We start from the raw sequence: 22,815 nt of genomic DNA on the forward strand, positions 1-22,815 counted from the left end.
AGCACATCACCTCTTTCGTATAATTTAAGCTAAACCAATTTTGGTAAAAATACGATCGACATTTTTTAAATGATAGTTGTAATCAAAACATGCAGCAATTTGTTCACTGGAAAGCCTACTTGTAATTTCTTCTTCGACTTCAATTAATTCACGGAATGGGATAGCATTCTCCCATGCTTTCATCGCATTTGGTTGGACAATATCATATGCCTTTTCACGACTCATACCCGCATCAATCAAGGAAAGCAACACACGTTGTGAGAAGATAACGCCGTACGTTCGATCAATATTACGCTTCATATTTTCAGGGAAGACAGTTAGATTCTTAATGATATTACTAAAGCGTGTAAGCATATAGTCAAGCGCAATCGTTGCATCCGGTAAAATTACACGTTCAGCAGAAGAGTGTGAAATATCACGTTCGTGCCATAACGATACATTTTCATACGCCGTCATCATGTATCCTCTGATTACACGTGCCATTCCTGTCATATTCTCTGAACCAATTGGATTACGTTTGTGCGGCATTGCTGAAGAACCTTTTTGACCTTTCGCAAAAAATTCTTCCACTTCGCGCGTTTCTGTTTTTTGCAAGCCACGAACTTCTGTAGCAAATTTCTCAATTGAGGTTGCGACCAAAGCTAGTGCAGCAACATACTGCGCATGACGATCGCGTTGCAATGTCTGTGTTGAAACAGGTGCTGCTGCTAATCCAAGTTCTTTACAAACATACTCTTCTACAAATGGATCAATATTTGCATATGTTCCAACTGCTCCAGATAGCTTACCTGTCTCAATTACTTCTGCTGCTGCATTAAAACGTTCTAAGTTCCGTTTCATTTCTTCGTACCAAAGTGCCATTTTTAAACCGAATGTAGTTGGCTCAGCATGGACACCATGTGTTCTACCCATCATGACAGTATGCTTGTGTTCAATTGCTTTCTCTTTTAATATTTCAATGAAGTTCTCAATATCTTTACGAATAATTGTGTTTGCTTGCTTGATTATATAAGATAGCGCGGTATCGACAACATCTGTTGAAGTTAAACCGTAATGTACCCATTTTCTTTCTTCTCCTAATGTTTCCGACACAGCTCTCGTAAATGCTACAACGTCATGACGCGTTTCTTGTTCAATTTCCAAAATACGAGAAACATCAAATGATGCATTTTTCCGTAATGTGGTGACATCTTCTTTAGGGATAGCGCCTAATTCACTCCATGCCTCACACGCTAATATTTCTACCTCTAACCACGCTTTATATTTATTTTCATCTGTCCAGATAGCTCCTATTTCTTCTCGTGTATAGCGTTCAATCATTTGAAATAACCTCCTGATTTTTATGTATAATTCGTTTATTTACTAAGTTTTGTTCAAGTTTAGCTAGTTCATTTCCTATATAGGTGACATGGCCCATTTTTCGTTTCGGTTTATTTTCTTTTTTACCGTACATATGAATATGTGCGTCCCCTATTTCATCGATTCTTTCCATAAATCGGGCAACATCTTCACCCAATAAATTAATCATAATGGCTGCGCCGTGGAAATGTATGTCTATTAATGGCAGCCCACAAATTGCTCGAATATGTTGTTCAAACTGTGATACATTACAAGCCTCTATCGTATAATGACCAGAATTATGTGGACGAGGAGCCATTTCATTTATCAAAATAGCTTCTCCGTCAACGAACATTTCAATCGCAAACGTTCCAATTACACCTATTGTTTCAGCAATAGATTTCGCAGCTTCTCTTGCTTTGTCTGCAACCTTTTCTGAAATCTCAGCTGGAACACTAGTCGTTTGTAACACATGATCTTTATGTGTATTCTCAGCAATTGGAAAGAACGTAACATCACCGTCATGTCCTCTTGTGAAAATAATCGAAATTTCTTTATCAAATGCCACCCATTTTTCGACAATAGAACGACCATTTACGTCAACAAATTCAATTGCCTTCTCCATATCTTCTAATGCCTCTAGTTTTTGTTGTCCCTTCCCATCATATCCACCACGACAGGTTTTAATTACAGCTGGAAAACCAATAGATTCAATCGCTTGTTGTACTTCTAATTTTGTTTCGACAATTTTAAAACTAGCTACTGGTTGACTACTTTGGACAATTGCATTTTTTTCTTGTTCACGATCTTGGGTGATTTTCAGTGAAGTTGACCCTTGTGGAAGCAAACCTCTTTCTTCTATATATCTTGCAGCTTCAAGATCAACATTCTCAAACTCGTACGTAATAACATCACAGATATCCGTGAGTTGCACAATCGCATCTCGATCATTATATGCTGCGACCAGTTGTTGATCTGCTACTTGGGCTGCTGGACAATCTGGTGTTGGATCGAGAACAACAATCGAATATCCCATATGTTTAGCAGTTGTTGCCATCATTCGACCGAGCTGACCACCACCAATAATTCCTATTGTAGATCCGAATAGTAATTTATTGCTTTGCAAGGTCATCCCTCATTTCTAACACTTTTTCTTTCATTTGTTTTTGATAGTTTCCTAATCGATTCGCAAAATCTGATTCAAATGCACCAATAATTTGTGTTGCTAGAATCGCTGCATTCTTCGCTCCTGCTTGACCTATCGCTACTGTCGCGACTGGGACACCACCTGGCATCTGTACAATAGATAAAAGCGAGTCTAATCCATTTAAACTTTTTGTTTGAATAGGGACACCAATAACAGGTAGTGTCGTTTTAGCAGCAACCATACCAGGTAAATGTGCTGCACCACCAGCTCCAGCAATAATTACTTTTATCCCTTTATTTCGAGCTGTTTCTGCGTAAGTAAACATATCTTCTGGAGTACGATGTGCAGAGATCACTTCTTTTTCATATGCAATACCTAATTCTTCTAAAACATCACATGTATGCTTCATTGTGTCCCAATCAGAAATACTCCCCATGATTACACCAACTATGGCCATTGTTTCCCCTCATTTCCTACTTGTTCTTTATTTTATCTGATATATCCCGAATACGTTATAAAAAAATAGATAGAAAAGGCCTATTCATCTCTCTATTTATGAGAGAAGATGAATAGGCCTTGTTGTTGACATTATTGCACAAGTAAAAACAGCACTACAGCATTCATCTATCGTCTCTTGAAAGGAATCGTTCACTAACGTTATACAATTAAGAATATAACTGAACGTTCTACCACGAACCCTCTCCAAAGCGTGACTATAGAATAAATGTAGCAATGAATCATCTTCCCTCATAGTCCATCATTTACGGTAACGGGTAGAGACTATTGGGCCATATTCCCAAAATTATATGAGGTACTTATTATTTAGTTTATTAGATTTGTTGTGTTGCATATTTATGATAACAAGGAAATGATAATACGTCAATTAATATCGAACGATTAAATATCCTTATTAATTAACGTTCGTGTTTAGTCGTACAGTATCAAAGGTAATCTCTCTTGCAACAGGTTCTAGACTATTTTGATCACCTTGGATTTTTTCTTGGAATATTGGTTTCTCCGATCGTCTGATTGGTTGATAGCCAGCTTCTCTAATCCGATCTAAACAAGCATCAATTGTTTCTCCTTCTTCCAGTACAAACCTCTTTTTATTCGGCTGGTTGTCTTTCCGCCTCTTCTTGTTGTTGTTCGACACTTTTTGAAATTCGTCCTCTCTTTACTTGTTTCACCCAGAAACCACCAATAATTTGTTTTGGTTCGTAAGCGATAATAAATGCTTTTGGATCAATTTCTTTAATTGTTTTATATAAATTTAATTCATACTTTCTTGGAGTCAGAATTTGCATCGATAGTCGATCACCATCCATACCGTATGCATACCAACTGGTTACACCATAGCCTTTATCACGTAGTTGCTTCGTAAATTGAATATCAGGATTAGATGAAATTACATTGACTGTTATATAGCCAAGTGCTAATTTTTCTTCAATTTTCGAACCAACAATAACACCAATTCCATAACCTACCGCATAGGCAATTAAGTTCTCAATACGATCAAGATTATCTAGGACTAAACCTAAGCCCAAAGTATAAAACGTAATCTCAAACATACCCATACCTGCTGCGACATATCTTTTCCCTTTCAACGTTAAGATAACTCTTAACGTTGAAAGGGAAACATATACAATATTAATAGCTAAAATGATACCTAGCATGACTAATGCATTCTCTAACAAACTAAAGTCCTCCCATATTTATATTATATTACCTATAATTCCACAATCCTTGTTCAATTAACCATTTTACGTCTATTCGTTCTTTATTATGTTAATCACCCAGACTAGGAAAGCTGCATAAACTGCAACTAAGATTCACTTCTATTGTAGCTGATTTTAATAAAAATGAAAGGAATAACACAAGTAGAATGTCTTATAAGGAGGATGCTGCTATGAAACCATTTGAACACATGCAGGATTGGAAGCAAAATATGGATCATTTTTTTGGAGATAAGTTTTGGAACGAATTTGACGATGTACTTAAACCACCGATTCCACACATAAATATGTATCAAACAGAGAAAGAAATCATTTGTTATGTAAGCCTTCCTGGATTAAAAGATAGTAAAAAAATTGATATTTTTGTTAACCAAACTGAACTAGAATTAAACGGTACAATTACGATTGAACATCATCGTGGTCAGATTATTAAGGAAGAAATTTTACACGGAACATTTAACCGAAAACTAGACTTACCTTATCCTGTCCGTGAAGATAAAATTGAGGCGACATATCAGTATGGATTATTAATCATTCGATTACATCGGCTAATGCAAGAAAAAAGCAAGAAAAAACGACTAGAAATTAACCAATTAGATGAAGAATAATGAAAAAGAAGCTTTAACTGATTGTACGCAGTTAAAACTTCTTTTATAACAATTAGCTTAAAAATGCAAGATAGAGAACAAAGACAATAAATAAGAACCACATAATAGGATTAATATCTTTACCTTTCCCTTTTGCAAGCATCGTAATTGGATAGAAAATAAAACCAAATGCAATTCCTGTTGCAATACTATATGCAAGTGGCATCATAATAACAGTTAAAAAGGCGGGAACCGCAATTTCAAATTGGTCCCATTCAATATCTTTTAATGCTGTTACCATCATGACACCAACAATAATTAAAGCTGGTGCCGTTACTGCTGATGTGACAACACTTAATAATGGTGAGAATAACAAAGCCAATAAAAAGAAAAAGGCTGTTACAACTGCTGTGAAACCTGATCGTCCACCAGCACTTACCCCAGTCGCCGATTCCACATAGGCAGTAGTAGTTGATGTACCTAATGTTGCTCCCACAACTGTTGCAGTAGAGTCAGAGAACAACGCTTTACCAGCTTTAGGTAATTTGTTATCTTTCATCAAACCTGCTTTAGTCGCAACAGCAACCAATGTACCAGCTGTATCAAAAAAGTCAACAAACAAGAAAGTTAAAATAATTCCGACCATTTGCAATGTAAATACATCACCTAAATGTAAAAATGCTTGACCGAATGTTGGCGCTAAGCTAGGAGGTGCACTAACAATAGCGCTAGGTGCATCAACTAAACCAAAAATCATACCGGCAATTGCGGTAACGACCATTCCATAAAAAATACCACCCTTGATACCTAGTGTAATTAAAATGACCGTGATAACTACACCAAAGACAGCTAAGAGTGTGTTCCCACTTGTAATATCACCAAGTGCCACCATTGTAGCTTCATCACCAACAATAATTCCAGAGTTTTGAAACCCAATAAAAGCAATAAAGAGACCAATACCTGCACCTACAGCCATTTTTAAACTAGATGGTATCGCATTAATAATTTTTTCTCGCAGCCCAGAAAGTGTTAATAGAACAAAGATAAGTCCCGAAACGAGTACACCACTAAGTGCAGTTTCCCATGGGATGCCATAACCTAATACAACCGTATAAGCAAAGAATGCATTTAAACCCATTCCTGGTGCTAATGCGATCGGATATTTCGCAAGTAATCCCATAACGAGTGTACCAACAGCTGCCGCTAACGCCGTAGCTGTAAACACTGCACCTGGATCCATACCAGTAGTACCATCAACAGTTAATGTACTTGGATTAACAAATAAAATATAAGCCATAGATAAGAACGTTGTAAGACCTGCAATAATTTCTGTACGATAATTTGTTCCAAGTTGTTCAAATTCAAAAAAATTCTTCACTTTTATTTCCCCCTCTTTCGTCGAATTAAAAAACACCCTTACCAGCGGCAAAAGTGTTTCTAACTATTCAGAAGATTCAAATAAACATAGTGTACTCATTTATCCTTCTGTGTAGTTAGACCATTTACGGTGGTCAGTAGAAACTCTAGAGCCTTATTCTCAAGATTATACGACGGTTCTCTTTTTATTAAATTACATTTCTTATGATACTAAGGAATTGAAAATCAGTCAAGCTAATAACGAATATTAATTTAAAAAGACACAACCATCGTTCGGTTATGCCCTTTCGTCATTCAACTTCATTCAAATTATTCCCATTCAATCGTTGAAGGTGGCTTACTCGTTATGTCATAGACAATGCGATTGACATGATCTACTTCATTAACAATTCTAGTTGATACTTTCTCTAGTACTTCCCACGGGATTCTCGCCCAGTCAGATGTCATCCCATCAATGGAAGTGACAGCTCTGATACCAATTGTATGGTCATATGTTCGAGCATCACCCATCACACCAACACTTCTGATGTTTGGAAGGACAGTAAAGTACTGCCATATATCACGGTCAAGTCCAGCTAACTGAATCTCTTCACGCAAGATTGCATCAGATTCACGAACGATTTCAATCTTTTTGTCGGTAACTTCTCCTAATACACGGATCCCAAGACCTGGTCCAGGAAACGGCTGTCTCCAAACAACTGCTTCTGGAAGACCTAACTCTAAACCTAATACACGAACTTCATCTTTGAACAATGTATTAAGTGGTTCAAGTAATTCAAATTGCATATCTTTTGGTAATCCACCAACATTGTGGTGGGATTTTATTGTTTGAGCTGTTTCCGTTCCACTCTCAACAATATCTGTATAGAGCGTTCCTTGTGCAAGGAAATCCATATCTTTCAAACGCTCTGCTTCATCATCAAAAACATAAATAAATTCATTTCCAATAATTTTACGTTTTTCCTCTGGATCTATTACACCTCTTAATTTACTTAAAAAGCGCTCTTGTGCATCTACTTTTATGATATTCATATTAAAGCCATCTTGGAATGTTTCCATCACCATTTCGCCTTCATTTTTACGTAAAAGTCCATGATCAACAAAAATACATGTTAATTGATCGCCTATAGCTTTATGAATAAGAGCCGCTACAACAGAAGAATCTACTCCACCACTTAAGGCGCACAGCACCTTGCGATCGCCTACTTTTTCTTGTAATTTCTCTACTTCTTGTTCAACGAAGTTTGCCATTGTCCAGTCACCCGTGCAGTCACATGCGCCAAAAACAAACTGCTTTAACAAATCATTGCCATAGACAGTATTTCGTACTTCAGGATGGAATTGCACACCATATAAATCTTTTTCATTATTGCTCATTGCTGCAATTGGTGTAGATGAACTAGTAGCTTCTATTACAAAGTTAGCTGGAGCTTCAATAATTTTATCACTATGACTCATCCAAACCGTTTGTTCATTTGGCGTTCCTGTAAACAATCTCGCTTGATCTGTTACCTGAATATCCGCTTTACCATATTCGCGTTGATTGGCTCGCTCCACCTTGCCTCCAAAATGATGCGTCATTAGTTGCATACCGTAACAGATACCAAACACCGGAATATCTAAGTCAAAAATCCCCTCATCACAACGGAAACTATTCTCGTCATATACGCTATGTGGTCCACCAGAAAGAATAATGCCTTTTGGTGCCATCGCTTTTATTTCTTCAGCTGTTAGCCGATGAGAATGCAGCTCACTATATACACCAAATTCTCTTATACGCCTTGTTATTAATTGGTTATATTGACTCCCGAAGTCTAAAACAAGAATCAATTCGTTATTTACTTGCACGTTAGTCATCTCCTCCATCCATCCCTATCTTTCCTACCTTCTATATACATAGAATCTGCCTCCTATATAATATAAGAAGGCAGATTCTGCACACACATCAATCAATCCGCCTCCATAGTCAAGATATTTAAGGTATCTCGCTAGAAACTCTCGAACCATATTTTCGAGTATATACAGAGGTATTAATAATATTTATATCATTCTATCAGTGCCTTATCTACTGGTCAAGACCATAAACGCTTTAATACGTTTTCCCATAATTCTTGCATTTTTACATTGTTTTTAAGGTCTTGTTCATTTCTATATAAAGCACGCTCGTAAAAGTTCGTTAATTCACTCATTTGCTTTGTTTCAAAATAAGCATCCACATCTCTAGCATATTCTCGAAGCGTTTGTTGTTTTGTTTTATTTATTCCTTTATGCTGTAATACACGTAACAGAAAATGATACGCCTTATCTAGCGATTGTTGATCCTTAAATGTGTTATATCGTCTTACATAAATAAAACTTAACCAACGATATCGTGTAAAAATCGCTAGACTAACCAAAATCATAAGAACGATGACTACGATAACAGGGAAGTACCATCTATCATTTTGCGTTGCGCTAGAACCTACTGTTTCTTCTTTCTCGTCTATCTCTTGTGCTTGTTCTTCCTCTACTTGTTCTTCTTCCTCATCTTCGGTTGCAGTTTCTTCTGTTTCTGTATCATTATCTTGATCTGTATTTGTTTCTTGATAAAAGTCAACAGTATTAGAAAAGCCGATAGTCGGTTCAAAAGGTACCCAACCTACGTCAGGAAAATAAACTTCTACCCATGAATGTGCATTTCCGTTTGTTACTTGATACGTATTTTCTGTATTTGAAGTGATCACTTGGTCATTAGCAATTTGACCACCCGTAAAACCTTTGACCCAACGCGTTGGTATGTCTAAAGAACGTAACAGTACAACCATTGATGTTGAAAAGTTATCACAATAACCAATTTGTGTTTCAAATAAAAATTGATCAACATAATCATCATTGCGACCGGGTATAGCGACATCTTCTGTTTGATAGTCAAAACCATTTTGACTAAAGTAGCGTTCGACGGACTTTGCTTTGTCATAACGTGTCTCATCATCCATTGTAATGCTTTCTGCTAAATCAACTACACGGTTCGGAAGTTCATTTGGAAGTTGCAAATATAAATCTGTTATATGATTCGGATCATTATCCCCTGCATTTTCTAATAGATTTAACGAGAAAGAAGGATACTGATATACGATATCATGGGTAGCTAAAACTCCCTGTTGCTCGGGGCCTTCCGCTTCAATTATACCAGTCTGTTGATCTAGTAAATAACTCACCTGATCAGCCCCACTGACTTTTTCAATCCCATATGGATAGACAACTTTTGAAAAATTCACTTCATCGGTATATTGAATGGTTCCATTTAATTCACGTGTTTCTACTTCATCAGAAAATAACGCTAAATCGATATTCCCATTCGTCTGTGCTTGATAATCTAAATCTGTAGACCGCTCCCATCCTTTTCCTGTATACCTATCTTTCGATTCAATACGCCAATAGTGACTTCGTTCTACTCTCGCCTCAAAGACCAGTGTATCATCTTGTATAAAAGAGCCACCTAATTGCGAATCATCTTCCCCATAACCAACTTTCTGTAATGAGCTATTACCACCTTCCCCAAAACCTGCATTTTCAGCAGTACTGGTTAAAAACGGTACTGGATCAGGCCATTTAGGATCAAATTTAGGTGCACTATAACCAAGTAACGTTACTAATGGTAAGAGGATAAGAACAGGAATAAGGATAGATCCAAACCACTTGCCATAGTGTGGTCTTACAGATTCTTTCTCCATCTGATTTGAGAATCCTGATATCGCTAATGCAAACATCGAAATGATAAATGTCCTCACAATAGAAGCGTCAGCTTGATAGACCGTAAACGTATCTAAAACTGTCAGATAGATGAATGTGAGTATGATAAATAAGGAGACTCGTTTTACTACAACAAACCAATAATAGAGCAAGTAACTCATCAACCAGAGTAAAATAAGAAACAATAAGCTTCTAAAAAATGGCGTCAACTGGTACCATTGATGATCTCCAATCATTTCCGCATTATACTGTATTTGAAAGACAAAGTCTTTAAACCATTGTTGTGTTCCTATCGTTTGTTGAAGAAACAAGCCATCTATTATAAACAACATCCCTATTATTTTTAAGGGACTTGAAATCCACCACTTAACTTTTAAAGTGGAAAGAAAAAAACAAAAAACCGCATATACGATGAACATCGTAATATTACCTGTATCCGAAATGAATTCTAATGGTCGAAGCCATTCCCAAAACAAGATAAATCCACAAAGATACAGTAGGATTGAAAAGACAAGCGAGGGATTCCAAAATCTTTTATGGTACTTCATTACATACTCACCTCAATTACATCTTGGCGTAGAACATCTTCTGTTATTACATCTACGATCATCCCGCCTAATCGCATTTGTTGGATCAATCGGTTGTCTTCCTCTGACAGCAAATAAGATGGTTTAGATATATATATAATTATTTGTTTACTTTTCTGTTGTACTTGTTTCAAAGCTTGTACCAACGCATGGTCTACTTCTGTTGTTAATATAAGAATAAATAGATTACTAGGCATCTGGTTTATATGCTCTGTTAACTTCATTGCAAATCGACCATTTTTATGTGGTTTTAAAGTGGCCAGCTGATAATGAAGCATCTCTTTCATACTAGCTTGTTGCGGAGGAAAATAAGCTACTTCACTACCTAAAGACAATAAACCTATATTAGTAGATTTCCTATCAAAATAATGGACGATTGAACGCGCCAACACAACACTTGCCTCAACACCCATCCCATTAAAACTCTCTGAATAACTTGTATCTAAAACAAGGAAGCCATCTGTGCTTTTTTCTTGTTCAAATTCTTTTGTCATTAAACTTTGCTTTCTTGCTGTTGTTTTCCAATCTATCCAAGAGAATCTATCCCCTGGCATATATTCTCTTACACCTGTTACAACATGTGTGTTTCTGGATTGCAAAGAATAAGAGGCTTTAGCACCTTCCTCAAAGTTATTCCGTTGCTTTTTGATTGCTATTTCTTTTTTCTCTGGGTACACAACGATACTATTTTCCACTGAAAAGGTTGCTGTTTTCTCCATAAAACCAAAAATATCACTTGTCTTTATCATTACTTTATCGAAATGATGCGCACCGCGTGGTAAATCTGTAAATCGATAAGACAAACGAATTTTTCTTTTAAACAGTGGAAACACGGCTTGTTTATTTTCCGTTTTTCTTGGCTGGGCTTTATCATTAACTTTTTTCCAAACCATGTTTGATTGATAAATTGGTTCTAATGAAGCAGAAAAACAGTCTTCGATTATAAGGTATGGTAAAAACATTCCAATTTTTCTTTCTAAATCTATCGTCACTTCCACACTATTACCAGCCTGGGTGACATTTCTTGAAAGCGTACGTTTCACTTTCCAAGTCGACAATGGATAAAGTAAGAAAATAAGGAAATAACAAAAAACGGGTAAAAAAGCATAAAAAAGAAATCCACTAACAAATCCACCTTGAAACATCGTGTATGAAAATAAAATTCCGAAAAGAAGACTTAACTGGATCAGCTTTCCACTTAGCTTTAAACCACCCTTCATTAAGAAAATTCCTTCCGCATTGGTATAGATACAGTTACTATCAGTTGAGTTATAAGATTGTGAGCATCTAGACCTTCAAATTTCGCTTCAGATGTTAAAATAATCCGGTGTGATAATACAAATGGTGCTAAATATTTCACATCATCCGGTAACACATAATCACGGTTATGAATAAAAGCAAAGGCCTTGGCCGCTTTCATTAAAGCAATAGACGCCCTTGGACTAGCACCTAAATAAATGGCATTATCTACTCGCGTTCTTTTAACTAATTGAATAATATAGTTCTGAACAATTTTATCAATATATACTTCTTTAACTTGCTGTTGTAATTGCAATAATTCAGTTTTATCTAATACAGCGTCTATTCTTTCAATTGGGTGCTGTTTAGCCGTAGCCTCTAACATTTGCAATTCTTGTTCTTCAGTTGGATAACCCATTTTTAATTTTAATAGGAAACGATCTAGTTGTGCTTCTGGTAGGGGATAGGTTCCTTCATATTCAATTGGATTTTGGGTCGCCATAACAAAGAATGGTCTTTGTAAGTTAATTGTTTGACCATCAACTGTTACACTTCTTTCTTCCATTGCTTCCAATAAGGATGACTGTGTCTTTGGAGATGTTCTATTCACTTCATCTGCGAGAACAATATCTCCCATTATGGGTCCATTACGAAATTCAAAGTTTAATTCTTTTGGATTATATATGGATACACCTGTAACATCAGATGGTAATAAATCTGGGGTGAATTGGATTCGTTTAAACTCACAATCTAGAGATTTAGCTATTGTTCGCACTAACATTGTTTTACCTACTCCGGGTACATCTTCTAATAACACATGTCCTTCAGCTAATAACGCTACAATACTTAGAGTACTAACTTCTTCCTTACCAACAATAACTTTATTAATATTATCTAGTACCTTTTTAATTTGTGGATGATAGTCAATTGTCTGGTGCGTCATGAAAGCTGTTCTCCTTCCAACTTACTTATTTTAATAAAAAGTTACTTTCTATCTACTAACTATATTACAAGAGGGTTTCGATATTGCAAGTAGAGTGAATAGGAAATTCAAGGAATGACATGCATTGTTTTTTGAAAGAGGTAGACACTTCATCAAAAAAGTAGCCTACCTTTACTTATTACTAACCAATAATCATCTTTTCCGTTGGATAACGGAATACGTCTTTTTGTACTTTCCCTCTAATTATAAATAAGAAGGAGAAAATACCGATTCGTCCAACAAACATTAAAAACATAATTACAGATTTACCAAACGACGATAATTCTGGTGTAATGCCCAGCGATAATCCTGTTGTTCCAAAAGCAGATGTTACTTCAAACAACACAGCGATCATTGGTAGATTTTCCGTTGCCGCTAACACAATAGTCGAAACGACACACAACATACTTGCTGTGGTAATAACGATAAAGGAACGCATAATATCTTCTTGATCAATTTGCCTACCAAATACTTTAATTGTTGTATTTCCCTTCGCATAGTTATAGATACTTAGTAACATAATTGCGAATGTTGTCGTCCGAATTCCACCACCAACACTACTCGGAGAGGCACCAATAAACATTAACCCACTAATTGTCAATAACGTCGGAATAGAAAATTCATTCATGTCCATCGTTGCTAGACCACCATTTCTCGTAGTAACGGACTGGAACAAACTATAAAATAATGATTCATGCCATGTTTTATCCATAAAGAAATTCGTTCGTTCAAACACGAAAATAAGAACAGCACCAATAATAACTAATGAAAAGAATGTAATTGATGTCAATTTCGTAAATAAAGAAAATACATTTCTTTCATTAACACCTTCATGTTTACCACGTATTAACTCTTGTACTTCAATTAATACTGGGAATCCAATTGCGCCTAATATAAGTAGTACCATATTAATAAATTGCACAAAATAATCGTTAGCGAAAGGGATTAAAGAATTACCTGTTATATCAAATCCAGCATTTGTTGTTGCACTAACAGCACCAAAAAATCCTTGTATAAGGGCTTCTTGCCACGTATCAAAGTAAGTCAAAAAGTAAGTACTTAATATTACAGTACCGATCAACTCAATAATTATAATAATTTGTAATATTTTAAGCATTAATTTAACAAGTCCAGATAAAGTTGTCCTGTTTTGATCAATTCGGATTAACTGTCTTTCTCGAAGACCAATTTTCTTGCCGAAAAGAATATAAATAAATGTTCCTAAAGTCATAATACCAATGCCACCAAATTGCAAAATAAAAGCCAATGCAATATGTCCTGCAGTATTAAACGTTTCAGCTGTTGAAACAACTGTTAATCCTGTTACACTAATCGCACTGATCGCCGTAAATAATGTATCAATAAACGATAATGTGATGCCGTCCTCTTTAAAAAAAGAGAAGCTTAGTAACAGGGTGGAAAATGCCACTGCCGATACATAAAACAACACAATTAGTTGTACGGTGGAGAGTTGCTTCGTAATTTTGAATGGCTTGGAAAATAGTTGCATAATGAAGCTCCTTAAATGATAGTAGCAAAACTAGTTGTAAGTGTACCATATTATGAATTGATTGAAACTACTTTTGGATAAATAGACTACACGCTTTTGATTCTTAATTATAAGTTTACCTAATCCTAACAAAAAACACCTTAAACTTATATCTACTTTATATAGATACAAAATAAGATGTTTTCATTCCTAACTATCTTTCTTATACAATTCATTATAACGACGGTTTTGACGATAACCATACGCTACATTTCGGACTAGCTCTTCATTTTCCACACCTGCACCAATTGATCCAGCTAATGTTGCTACAGAAGTCGCTAACCAAGCAAGATCGATAAAGTTTTTTAAATCTACCGGCCCATCTAAACTTGCTTTTTCACTAAACAGTTCTGGTGGTACGAAAAAACTAACTGCCATTAAAAAGATGATGAATAAAACAACATAATAAAATAATACAGCTAGTAAAAGTGTGCTAATTGTTACTTCATTATAAAGGCGCCTCAATTTCTTTTTACTTTTCGATGCTTTACCTTCCCACAAATGATGCGAGGTGATCATCCAAATTACCATACTTAATACGGCAACAAACATTAAACTAATCAATCTTGTATAAGTAAAAGCCGCACTAAGCTCCCAAAGCGTGGGGAAAACAAGAACATAGGCACCAGTAGCAAACGCTATCGCAATGATTGGTTTAAATGAAGAGATTATTGACCAAGGTCGATTTGCCCTCGTCATTCCAAAAACCAGTCTTAGCAAACCATTAATTCTTGGGGTAAGTACGTATCTTATGTCCGTTTCATTCATTCCAACAGGTGCGGTGATTCTGCGAATAGGTGAAAAACGAAAGGGTCGTTTCCACTCATCCTTTTCTTCGTTCAAGGTCTGCTCATACATTTCCCTTACAATTTTAACAAACGTCTTTTTAACACGACTTCGCATTGGAGTAAAACCGAATGCTGGAAGGGAAATACGAGCAATATTTTGATGAAAATTAATATCTGATAACACAATATCTTTTTCAGCAAAAAGCGGTAAATCTGTTAAACATATAGCGTAATCCCAATTATTTTCTTGTTTTATGTCAATAGCTTCATCAATAACTTCCTTAGCCGTTTCTGCAGCTCCTGTTAAAGGATCAACGACTATCTCAACTTCCCATTCAACATTTCCATCAATCCCCTTAGAGATTATATCAGGTAATTGATTGATAATGTCATTTGAAATTTCCTGTGGTAACTCAGGTGCAGCGATTAATCCAATTCTAATTTGACTCATTAACTCACCTACTTACTAGTATTTCCATTATATAAATTACTACCCAATTGTAGCCATAGCTAATCATATAATAATGATTTCATTGATTTTCAGTAGAATTAATGAGATAATTCCTTTAAAAAATGAATAGGGGCATTTCTGTGATCAATAGCAAAACAACCAAAAGTTATTTATTCGAAAAAGCTTTGGATCATACTAAAGTTGGATTGATTATTACCGATCCATCCTTACCAGATAACCCAGTAATTTTTGCTAATCAAGGATTTACGAAGATGACTGGTTACAAGGAAGCCGAAATAACAGGGAATAATTGTCGGTTCTTACAAGGGGAAGAAACAGACCAAGCTGCGATTACTAGTATACGCGAGGCTGTATTAAAAGAAAAAACAGTCACCGTTCAACTATATAATTATAAAAAAGACGGAACGGGATTTTGGAATGAACTAACAGTTGATCCCATGTGGATAGAAGAGGAACAAAAACTTTATTTTGTTGGCGTACAAAAAGATATAACCATCACGAAAGATAAAGAACGGATTTTAACCGAGACATTGAGTGAAATGGAGAAGATTTCTACACCAATAGTTCCAATAAGTGATGGTGTTTCTATTTTACCGTTAATTGGTTCCATTGACCATAATCGGCTAGATAAACTTTCAGAAACTATATCGAATTATTTAACGAAATCAAAGGATAACTATTTAATCTTAGATCTATCCGGTTTATATAAAGTAGATACATATGTAGCATCTTCTATCCTTAAGATGCACGATTTAACCTCATTAATTGGTACACAGCTTGTCCTTACTGGTATTCGGCCAGAGTTGGCAATCAAGACAATAGTTATCGGTGAAAAATTAAAACATCTGCGAACGTATCGGACAGTAAAAGATGCATTGGTTGCTTTAGTTAACTAAAAATAATAAGGTTGTTCATCCTTAAATGGGTAAACAACCTTATTTATTTAGGTAATTCCCAATCAATTTTTTTCTTACCAAACATTTTCAAATACTGATTGGTAGTTGAAAACGGCTTACTACCATAAAAACCTTTATATGCAGACAATGGACTTGGATGTGGTGCTTTAACAAGATAATGAAGTGTCTTATCAATGAGTGATTGTTTTTTCTGAGCAGCAGCTCCCCATAAAATATATACAATAGGAGTCGTTTTTTTATTTAATAACTCAATTACATTGTCAGTGAAAATTTCCCATCCCATATTTTGATGTGAATGTGCTTTTCCTCCTCTTACTGTTAACACATTATTTAATAGTAAAACACCTTGTTCTGCCCATTTACCTAAATGGCCATGATTTGGTATTGGACAACCAATATCATTATGTAATTCTTTAAAAATATTTCGAAGTGAAGGTGGAATATTCACTTCTGATTTAACAGAAAAACTGAGTCCATGTGCCTGATCTGGTCCATGATAAGGATCTTGTCCAAGAATAACTACCTTCACATCTTCAAAAGACGTATAATGAAAAGCATTAAAAATACTATCCATCTCCGGATAGATAGTATTTTGTTTATATTCCTTATCTAGATAGCTAGTTAATTTCTGAAAATAAGGCTTCTCCCATTCTGCTGCTAAAAGTTCTGCCCAATCGTTTTTTACTATTTGTTTATTCAACTTAATGACAACTCCTTTTACACTTTACTTACTTTCCTCCGTATTCAACCTAACTAATAGTCTATAAAAAAGGGCTTCCCAACCATACTCTGATTGAAGAGCCCTTAATATTCTTTACGAATGTTGATAATAATTGTAGTTAAATTATCATTTTCTTGCTTCTCTAACTATGTTAACATATTGGTTTGCATATTCGGTAATCTTTTGATAATCTCCTGTTTTAGCTGGTGCAACCAAATTACCACCTACTCCAACTGCTACAGATCCGTTCTTAATCCATTGATCAACATTCTCTAAATTCACTCCACCGGTTGGCATTATATTTATTTGGGGAAGTGGTGCTTTAACCGTTTTGACAAACTCAGGGCCATATACTGTACCAGGGAATAACTTAACAATATCAACCCCCGCTTCTAAGGCTCTTGTCATTTCAGTCATTGTCATACATCCTGGCATATAAGGGATTTGATATAGATTACATAGTTTCACTGTATCTGCAGCAAAAGCAGGACTAACAACGAACTGAGCTCCTGCCAGAATTGCCATTCGTGCTGTTGCTGTATCAAGTACCGTCCCCGCACCAATCACCACTTCATTATTATCTTGATATAACGCACGTAGTTCTTTTATTACCTTTTCCGCACCTTGGATAGTAAAAGTAATCTCAATACCTTTAATGCCTCCTTCAACACACGCTTTTGAAATAGCAATAGCTTCTTTCTCTGAATCTGCTCTTACAACTGCCACAACGCCACATTCAGTAATCTTTTTTAACACATTTATTTTATTCATCATTTTATTCAATTCCCCTATCTATTTAGAGTAACTAGTTAATTGGTATTTATATAGAACCTAATCTATAATTAATTTACAAACGAATTAATATAACGTATCATGGTAATGGTTTTTACAAGTATTAATAACGCTCTCATTAGTTTGAAATCTTAGATGCTTTTTAAATTAAAAGTATCTAATACAAATACATCAAATACTTCTTTTAAATAATTTAAAAAGGTAGGTTACTTATGTCGAATGTCCAATCGCTAGAAAGAGCTTTAAATATATTAAATAAACTTTCTGAATATCCAAATGGGATACAAATTGTTCGATTATCTGAACAAGTAAATCTAACGAAAAGTACAACACATCGATTGTTAGCTACTTTACTTGATATGAATTACGTCGTAAAAGATCCAGAAACTGATAAATATAAACTTGGTTTACAACCTCTTTTTCTTGCTAGAAATCTTTTGAATAACTTAGATGTCGTCAGTATAGCTAAACCACATTTAGAGAATCTGGCTAAAGAAGTCAATGAAACGATTCACTTATGCATTGAAGATAAAAAAGAAATTGTCTACATAGATAAAATCGAATCAAATCAAACAATTCGAATGTATTCCCGTATAGGGAGTAGAGCACCTATGTATTGTACAGCGGTCGGAAAAGTATTACTTTCAGGTATGGATCAGGACCAATTAGAAGAAACAGTCTCAAAAATGGAGTTTATCCCCAAAACACAAACGACAATAACTTCTAAGGAAGAACTCTACAAAGAAATCAATTTAATTAAAGATCAGGGTTATGCATTAGATAATTCTGAAAATGAAGAAGGTTTAACCTGTATCGCTTCCCCAATTCTTAATCATCAAGGGGAAATCGTGGCTAGCTTCAGTATTTCAGGTCCGAGTAATCGCGTAACAATGGACTTTATAAATAGTACTTTGATCGAAAAAGTAAAAGAGTATAGCTTGATAATCTCTCGAAATCTAGGATGAAAGAAGAATAGCGTTCCCTAAATCTACAATAGGGAATGCATATTTACATTTAAATAAGATACATCCACTTTCACAAAATTATATTAAATTTTTTTAACTTATTGTTTTATGCTCTTCTGATACTACCTGTACCATTTCCTTCTTCTTCATATATTGGGACCACAATGCGGTTATTATGGGTACTAATATAGATGTCACAATTACGGAAGTTGCGACTAAAGCAGTTGCTGATTGGGCAACATTAAAAAATTCAGGCTTCATTTCAGCAATTATCATTGGATTTGCCACTGCAGCACCAGCTGTACTAGAAGCAGCAATTCCAGCTGTACCATTTCCCCCACCAATAAATTTATCAGCTAATATTAATGGTATACCTGTAATTAATATTACAATAATACCTAGTAATATGCCGGCAAAACCGGCTTTTGCAATCACTTTTAAATCAATAGAACTCCCTAAAGCAAATCCAAAAAACGGAATCATTGTATACGTAGCTTTACTAAAAAAGTCACGTGAATCAGGGTCTAGATTACCAAGAGCAAAACCAATTAAGAAAGGTAATAAAGCTCCTACAAATATTTGTGGTTCAAATACAGCCAATCCAGTACTTCCTAAAATCAACATAGTTACCAATGGACCAGATTCAATTGACATTAAAACAAATGCACCTGCTTCTTCTTTTGTTCCATACTGTTGCATAATAGAAGCATAAAGACCACCATTTGTCATGTCCATTGCAGCAATTAACGCAAGTACGGAAAAGCCAGCAAATACACCTGTTTGTATGCCGCTCTCTGGAATGAATAACGTGGCTATATAGGCAACAATCCACGCAACCAATATCTTTGTTAATACAAGCGTTCCTGATTTTCTCAAAACAGTACCGGTAGATTTCAGTTTGATACCTGCACCCATGCAAAAAAACCATACTGCTAGAATCGGCACTGTTCCGGTCATCAATCCATTTGTAAATGATCCAAAATACTCACCTGCATTTGGTGTGAATGTATGAATTACTGCTCCTGAAAATAGTGGAATTAACATTAAACCTCCTGGTACTTTTTCAATCGTTTTCATAATTCGCATTATAATTTTCCCTTCTTCCAATTTACGCGTATTTTAATAACTACAATTTGTTTCGTTATTGTTGTTTTTATCTGATTCAGTTTAAAAGATAACCCTTACATTTCTCTTTATTCCTCCACAATGATAGTAACGAATTGATAACCATAACCGTTACTATTGGAAAAAATATAGATTTGCTTTGATACAACAAATTCTTAAAATCCTTATCGTTCTAAATAACACTCGATTAACCTTCTAGGCATCTACTAATTATCACACTCCTATAATAAAATTTTTACCTTAGTTCCGTATTGCGGAACTTCGTTTCATTTAATAATTATATCATTATTCTGTTTATATTAACAACTAAAATTTGACAATACTATGAACATTATAACGTGTTATAATGTGCAAACTTACCTAAGAATTTAAACTAACCTGAAACAAAGCTCTCAGGAATTTAATCGTACAATTATATGTTCCAAAATAGAAAGACAATGGGATAGTTGCCTTTTTAGGATTTATTTCATCAAACAAAAAAAGTCATCCTATTATATAGAATGACTTTCTCATTTATGTCTACTACTAATTATTTAACTCCAGGAAACCATCCAGGGACAGAAGTAATCACATTCCAAAAACTATCTGGTATATCCAATGAATCCTTCGCATTTAAATCTAATGTTGTTTGAATTGTAGCTTCTTTTCCATTTTGAATCTTTTGGATCCAATCGGGATCAATAACTATTTCTCTTCCCAAAGCTAAAAATTCAATGCCAGTTTTCATAGCTTCTGCTGCATCATCTGCACTATAAATAGATCCAACTCCAATTAACGGCAATCGTTTATTAATTGTTTGAAGCAAAAGCTCTATGCGTGTTTTCGTTTGATCCGCTTCTCTTCTTGCTTTAGACCAAAAGTCTTGCAAGGAAACATGCAGATAATCAAGCCCTTTATCTGCCAGTACATCAACCAACTGGAGCGTTTCACCCATAGAGATTCCAGGTGTTTCTGGTTCTTCTGGTGAAAAGCGATAACCAACGATAAACGGTTCTTTCGCCTGTTCTTTAACAACTTGCTGCACTCGTTCAATAACTGTTAGCGGGAATGTCATCCGCTTTGCTAGATTTCCTCCGTATTGATCATCTCTACGATTGGAATGTGGAGAAAAGAATTGTTGAATAAGGTAGCCATTCGCTCCATGGATTTCTACTCCATCAAAGCCAGCCTCTATCGCACGACGTGTCGCTTGACCAAATGCTTCAATAATAGCCTCAATCTCTGTCGTCGTTAGTTCTCTCGGTACTATCGGAGTTCCACCACGCTCGGCAGGAATATTACTAGGAGCTACAACATCTCCTTCTGGTACAAGATCTCGTGGTGCTAATCTACCAGCATGAAAGATCTGTAAAATAGCCTTTGCACCTTCGTTTTTAATTCCATCTGCTAGCTTTTTTAAACTAGGAATTAATTCATCACGGTCACAACCAATTTCTCCGGGAAATCCTTTTCCACCAGGTGAGATATTTGCAACTGCTGAAATTACTGCACCAACACCCATAGAGCGACGGGCATAATAAGACACTTCATCCAATTTAACAGAACCATCTACGTTAGAAGAATAATTTGTCATCGGCGCCATCATTATTCTATTTCTAATTTCAATACCACTTGGTAATTTATAAGGCTCAAATAGAGCTGCATATTTATTATTCATTATTTTCCTCCATTGCTAATTTACAAATTTGCATCCTTTTATTTACTATGAAATTTACTATAGCATTATAAAAAAAAGATGAAAAGGAAATAGACTTGTGGATTTCGCGTTCGAACTATATACATTTAACGATTTTTTTGTATTTGTACTAACTCACTGTATATTTTGGAACGCGCTTAATTTGTATTATCTAATTCGTTTACATTTATCTCGTTGCACATAAGTCTCCTAAAAAAAACAGTCTTTTTTTATAATTATTTATCCTATATCTTATACACTAAGAAGATTTTTTAATTCATATCTTGATAGAAAGGTTGTTTTTCATGAAAATTGATTTACCGAATTTACCAAATGAGTTACCCTTTAAAAATTTTAGTGATATTTTATATGAGGAAGAACCAGAATTAGAACTATGTGAAATTAATGATTCTATTTTTGAAAATGAAATCTTAACTAGAAGTCGCTTATATAAAATGATCATTAAAAATTGCAGGTTTAATAATACAGATTTTTCTAATATTGATATAACCGATGTTTCTTTTGAAAACTGTGATTTTTCTAATACTACTATGAGGAAGTCTTCTATACACAGATCAGTTTTTAATAATTGTAAACTAATTGGTGCTGATTTCACAGAATCTAAACTTGGAAATGTTGCGTTTACTAATTCATTACTAAACTTGGCATCATTCGGGAGTTCAAAACTTGAAAAGGTTAAATTTCATGATAATTCATTAGAGAGTTCCGATTTTTATGATTGTAACCTAAAAAAAATAGACTTTAAATCATGCAACATTAATGATGTTAGCTTTGAAAAGACATCACTAAAAGGACTAGACCTTAGCACTTCTACTTTTGAATCACTTACTCTATCATTATCAGATTTAAAAGGTTGCAAAGTTTCCACTCACCAAGCAATTCAATTTGCTGCTTTGTTGGGCGTAATAATTGTTGAATAGTTATTGTTTGATAGGCTTTTTCGTTTTTAATTTCAAATTGAACAAATTTTTCTGTAAATATGATAATCATTCGCAAGAAAAAGAAAAAGCACAATTTAGCTATCAAAGCTAGTTGTGCCTTTTTTGATAACCTCTATCCCTCTGATAA

At 35.0% G+C, this 22,815-nt stretch carries 20 protein-coding genes and 3 riboswitches; of the genes, 4 read left to right on the forward strand and 16 right to left on the reverse strand.

Going from position 1 to position 22,815, the window contains the following annotated elements; genetic code table 11:
• Positions 1-24 precede the first annotated feature (24 nt).
• The 5 genes from purB to D2K62_RS07105 all read right to left on the reverse strand — a co-directional run bounded on the left by purB (position 25) and on the right by D2K62_RS07105 (position 4,179).
• Positions 25-1,320 carry an adenylosuccinate lyase gene (gene purB, locus D2K62_RS07085; protein ID WP_112179824.1) on the reverse strand — a complete coding sequence of 432 codons (1,296 nt, stop codon included), beginning with the start codon at positions 1,318-1,320 and terminating at the stop codon, positions 25-27.
• Positions 1,313-2,464 (reverse strand): 5-(carboxyamino)imidazole ribonucleotide synthase, encoded by a 1,152-nt coding sequence (purK, locus tag D2K62_RS07090; RefSeq protein WP_112179823.1) that lies wholly within the window; start codon positions 2,462-2,464, stop codon positions 1,313-1,315. Before purK ends, purB begins: the two co-directional genes overlap by 8 nt.
• Positions 2,451-2,942: a 5-(carboxyamino)imidazole ribonucleotide mutase gene (purE, locus tag D2K62_RS07095; protein WP_112179822.1), complete on the reverse strand. Its 492-nt coding sequence runs from the start codon at positions 2,940-2,942 to the stop codon at positions 2,451-2,453. The genes purK and purE overlap by 14 nt, the downstream gene beginning before the upstream one ends.
• Before the next feature lie 273 nt (positions 2,943-3,215).
• Positions 3,216-3,315: riboswitch (purine riboswitch) on the reverse strand.
• 80 nt (positions 3,316-3,395) lie between these two features.
• A complete protein-coding gene (locus tag D2K62_RS07100; RefSeq protein ID WP_112179821.1) occupies positions 3,396-3,638 on the reverse strand; it encodes an NETI motif-containing protein in 243 nt (80 codons plus the stop codon).
• Positions 3,592-4,179 (reverse strand): DUF2179 domain-containing protein, encoded by a 588-nt coding sequence (locus D2K62_RS07105; RefSeq protein WP_112179820.1) that lies wholly within the window; start codon positions 4,177-4,179, stop codon positions 3,592-3,594. The genes D2K62_RS07100 and D2K62_RS07105 overlap by 47 nt, the downstream gene beginning before the upstream one ends.
• A 212-nt stretch (positions 4,180-4,391) precedes the next feature.
• Between D2K62_RS07105 and D2K62_RS07110 the strand changes: the two genes are divergently transcribed.
• Positions 4,392-4,826: an Hsp20/alpha crystallin family protein gene (locus D2K62_RS07110; RefSeq protein WP_112179819.1), complete on the forward strand. Its 435-nt coding sequence runs from the start codon at positions 4,392-4,394 to the stop codon at positions 4,824-4,826.
• Between the two features lie 52 nt (positions 4,827-4,878).
• On the opposite strand, the gene D2K62_RS07115 is transcribed toward D2K62_RS07110, so the two are convergent.
• The 7 genes from D2K62_RS07115 to D2K62_RS07145 form a co-directional block, all read right to left on the reverse strand.
• On the reverse strand, positions 4,879-6,183 hold the full coding sequence (locus D2K62_RS07115; RefSeq protein WP_112179818.1) for an NCS2 family permease: 1,305 nt from the start codon (positions 6,181-6,183) through the stop codon (positions 4,879-4,881).
• A 93-nt stretch (positions 6,184-6,276) separates the two neighbouring features.
• Positions 6,277-6,376: riboswitch (purine riboswitch) on the reverse strand.
• Between the two features lie 115 nt (positions 6,377-6,491).
• Positions 6,492-8,039, reverse strand: a complete 1,548-nt coding sequence (gene guaA, locus D2K62_RS07120; RefSeq protein WP_112182634.1) for a glutamine-hydrolyzing GMP synthase — start codon at positions 8,037-8,039, stop codon at positions 6,492-6,494.
• Positions 8,040-8,125: 86 nt separating this feature from the next.
• Positions 8,126-8,227: riboswitch (purine riboswitch) on the reverse strand.
• 27 nt (positions 8,228-8,254) lie between these two features.
• Complete coding sequence (locus D2K62_RS07125; RefSeq protein WP_112179817.1) at positions 8,255-10,462, reverse strand: DUF4129 domain-containing transglutaminase family protein; 2,208 nt, start codon at positions 10,460-10,462, stop codon at positions 8,255-8,257.
• Positions 10,462-11,721 (reverse strand): DUF58 domain-containing protein, encoded by a 1,260-nt coding sequence (locus D2K62_RS07130; protein ID WP_112179816.1) that lies wholly within the window; start codon positions 11,719-11,721, stop codon positions 10,462-10,464. Before D2K62_RS07130 ends, D2K62_RS07125 begins: the two co-directional genes overlap by 1 nt.
• Positions 11,721-12,683 carry an AAA family ATPase gene (locus D2K62_RS07135; RefSeq protein ID WP_112179815.1) on the reverse strand — a complete coding sequence of 321 codons (963 nt, stop codon included), beginning with the start codon at positions 12,681-12,683 and terminating at the stop codon, positions 11,721-11,723. The genes D2K62_RS07130 and D2K62_RS07135 overlap by 1 nt, the downstream gene beginning before the upstream one ends.
• A gap of 181 nt (positions 12,684-12,864) precedes the next feature.
• Positions 12,865-14,232, reverse strand: coding sequence for a TrkH family potassium uptake protein (locus tag D2K62_RS07140; protein WP_112179814.1), 1,368 nt, complete (start codon positions 14,230-14,232; stop codon positions 12,865-12,867).
• Between the two features lie 189 nt (positions 14,233-14,421).
• On the reverse strand, positions 14,422-15,510 hold the full coding sequence (locus D2K62_RS07145) for a hypothetical protein (RefSeq protein WP_112179813.1): 1,089 nt from the start codon (positions 15,508-15,510) through the stop codon (positions 14,422-14,424).
• Between the two features lie 134 nt (positions 15,511-15,644).
• Here D2K62_RS07145 and ytvA point away from each other — a divergent pair, with 134 nt between their 5' ends.
• The gene (gene ytvA, locus D2K62_RS07150) at positions 15,645-16,427 is read left to right on the forward strand and encodes a YtvA family blue-light photoreceptor (protein ID WP_369974641.1); all 783 of its coding nucleotides are present in this window, start codon (positions 15,645-15,647) and stop codon (positions 16,425-16,427) included.
• Positions 16,428-16,470: 43 nt separating this feature from the next.
• Here the strand turns inward: ytvA and D2K62_RS07155 are convergent, their stop codons facing one another.
• Both D2K62_RS07155 and D2K62_RS07160 read right to left on the reverse strand, forming a co-directional pair.
• Positions 16,471-17,148, reverse strand: a complete 678-nt coding sequence (locus tag D2K62_RS07155; protein ID WP_112179811.1) for a uracil-DNA glycosylase — start codon at positions 17,146-17,148, stop codon at positions 16,471-16,473.
• Positions 17,149-17,295: 147 nt separating this feature from the next.
• Positions 17,296-17,940 carry a bifunctional 4-hydroxy-2-oxoglutarate aldolase/2-dehydro-3-deoxy-phosphogluconate aldolase gene (locus D2K62_RS07160; protein WP_112182633.1) on the reverse strand — a complete coding sequence of 215 codons (645 nt, stop codon included), beginning with the start codon at positions 17,938-17,940 and terminating at the stop codon, positions 17,296-17,298.
• A 233-nt stretch (positions 17,941-18,173) separates the two neighbouring features.
• Here D2K62_RS07160 and D2K62_RS07165 point away from each other — a divergent pair, with 233 nt between their 5' ends.
• Complete coding sequence (locus tag D2K62_RS07165; RefSeq protein WP_112179810.1) at positions 18,174-18,926, forward strand: IclR family transcriptional regulator; 753 nt, start codon at positions 18,174-18,176, stop codon at positions 18,924-18,926.
• 93 nt (positions 18,927-19,019) lie between these two features.
• Here D2K62_RS07165 and kdgT read toward each other — a convergent pair whose 3' ends face one another.
• Together kdgT and D2K62_RS07175 are read right to left on the reverse strand one after the other, a co-directional pair.
• Complete coding sequence (gene kdgT / locus D2K62_RS07170) at positions 19,020-20,012, reverse strand: 2-keto-3-deoxygluconate transporter (protein WP_112179809.1); 993 nt, start codon at positions 20,010-20,012, stop codon at positions 19,020-19,022.
• 568 nt (positions 20,013-20,580) lie between these two features.
• On the reverse strand, positions 20,581-21,708 hold the full coding sequence (locus tag D2K62_RS07175; protein ID WP_112179808.1) for an NADH-dependent flavin oxidoreductase: 1,128 nt from the start codon (positions 21,706-21,708) through the stop codon (positions 20,581-20,583).
• 323 nt (positions 21,709-22,031) lie between these two features.
• Here D2K62_RS07175 and D2K62_RS07180 point away from each other — a divergent pair, with 323 nt between their 5' ends.
• Complete coding sequence (locus D2K62_RS07180; RefSeq protein ID WP_117161156.1) at positions 22,032-22,667, forward strand: pentapeptide repeat-containing protein; 636 nt, start codon at positions 22,032-22,034, stop codon at positions 22,665-22,667.
• Positions 22,668-22,815 lie beyond the last annotated feature (148 nt).

Source organism: Paraliobacillus sp. X-1268 (genome assembly GCF_003426095.1).
Classification (GTDB): domain Bacteria; phylum Bacillota; class Bacilli; order Bacillales; family Amphibacillaceae; genus Paraliobacillus_A; species Paraliobacillus_A zengyii.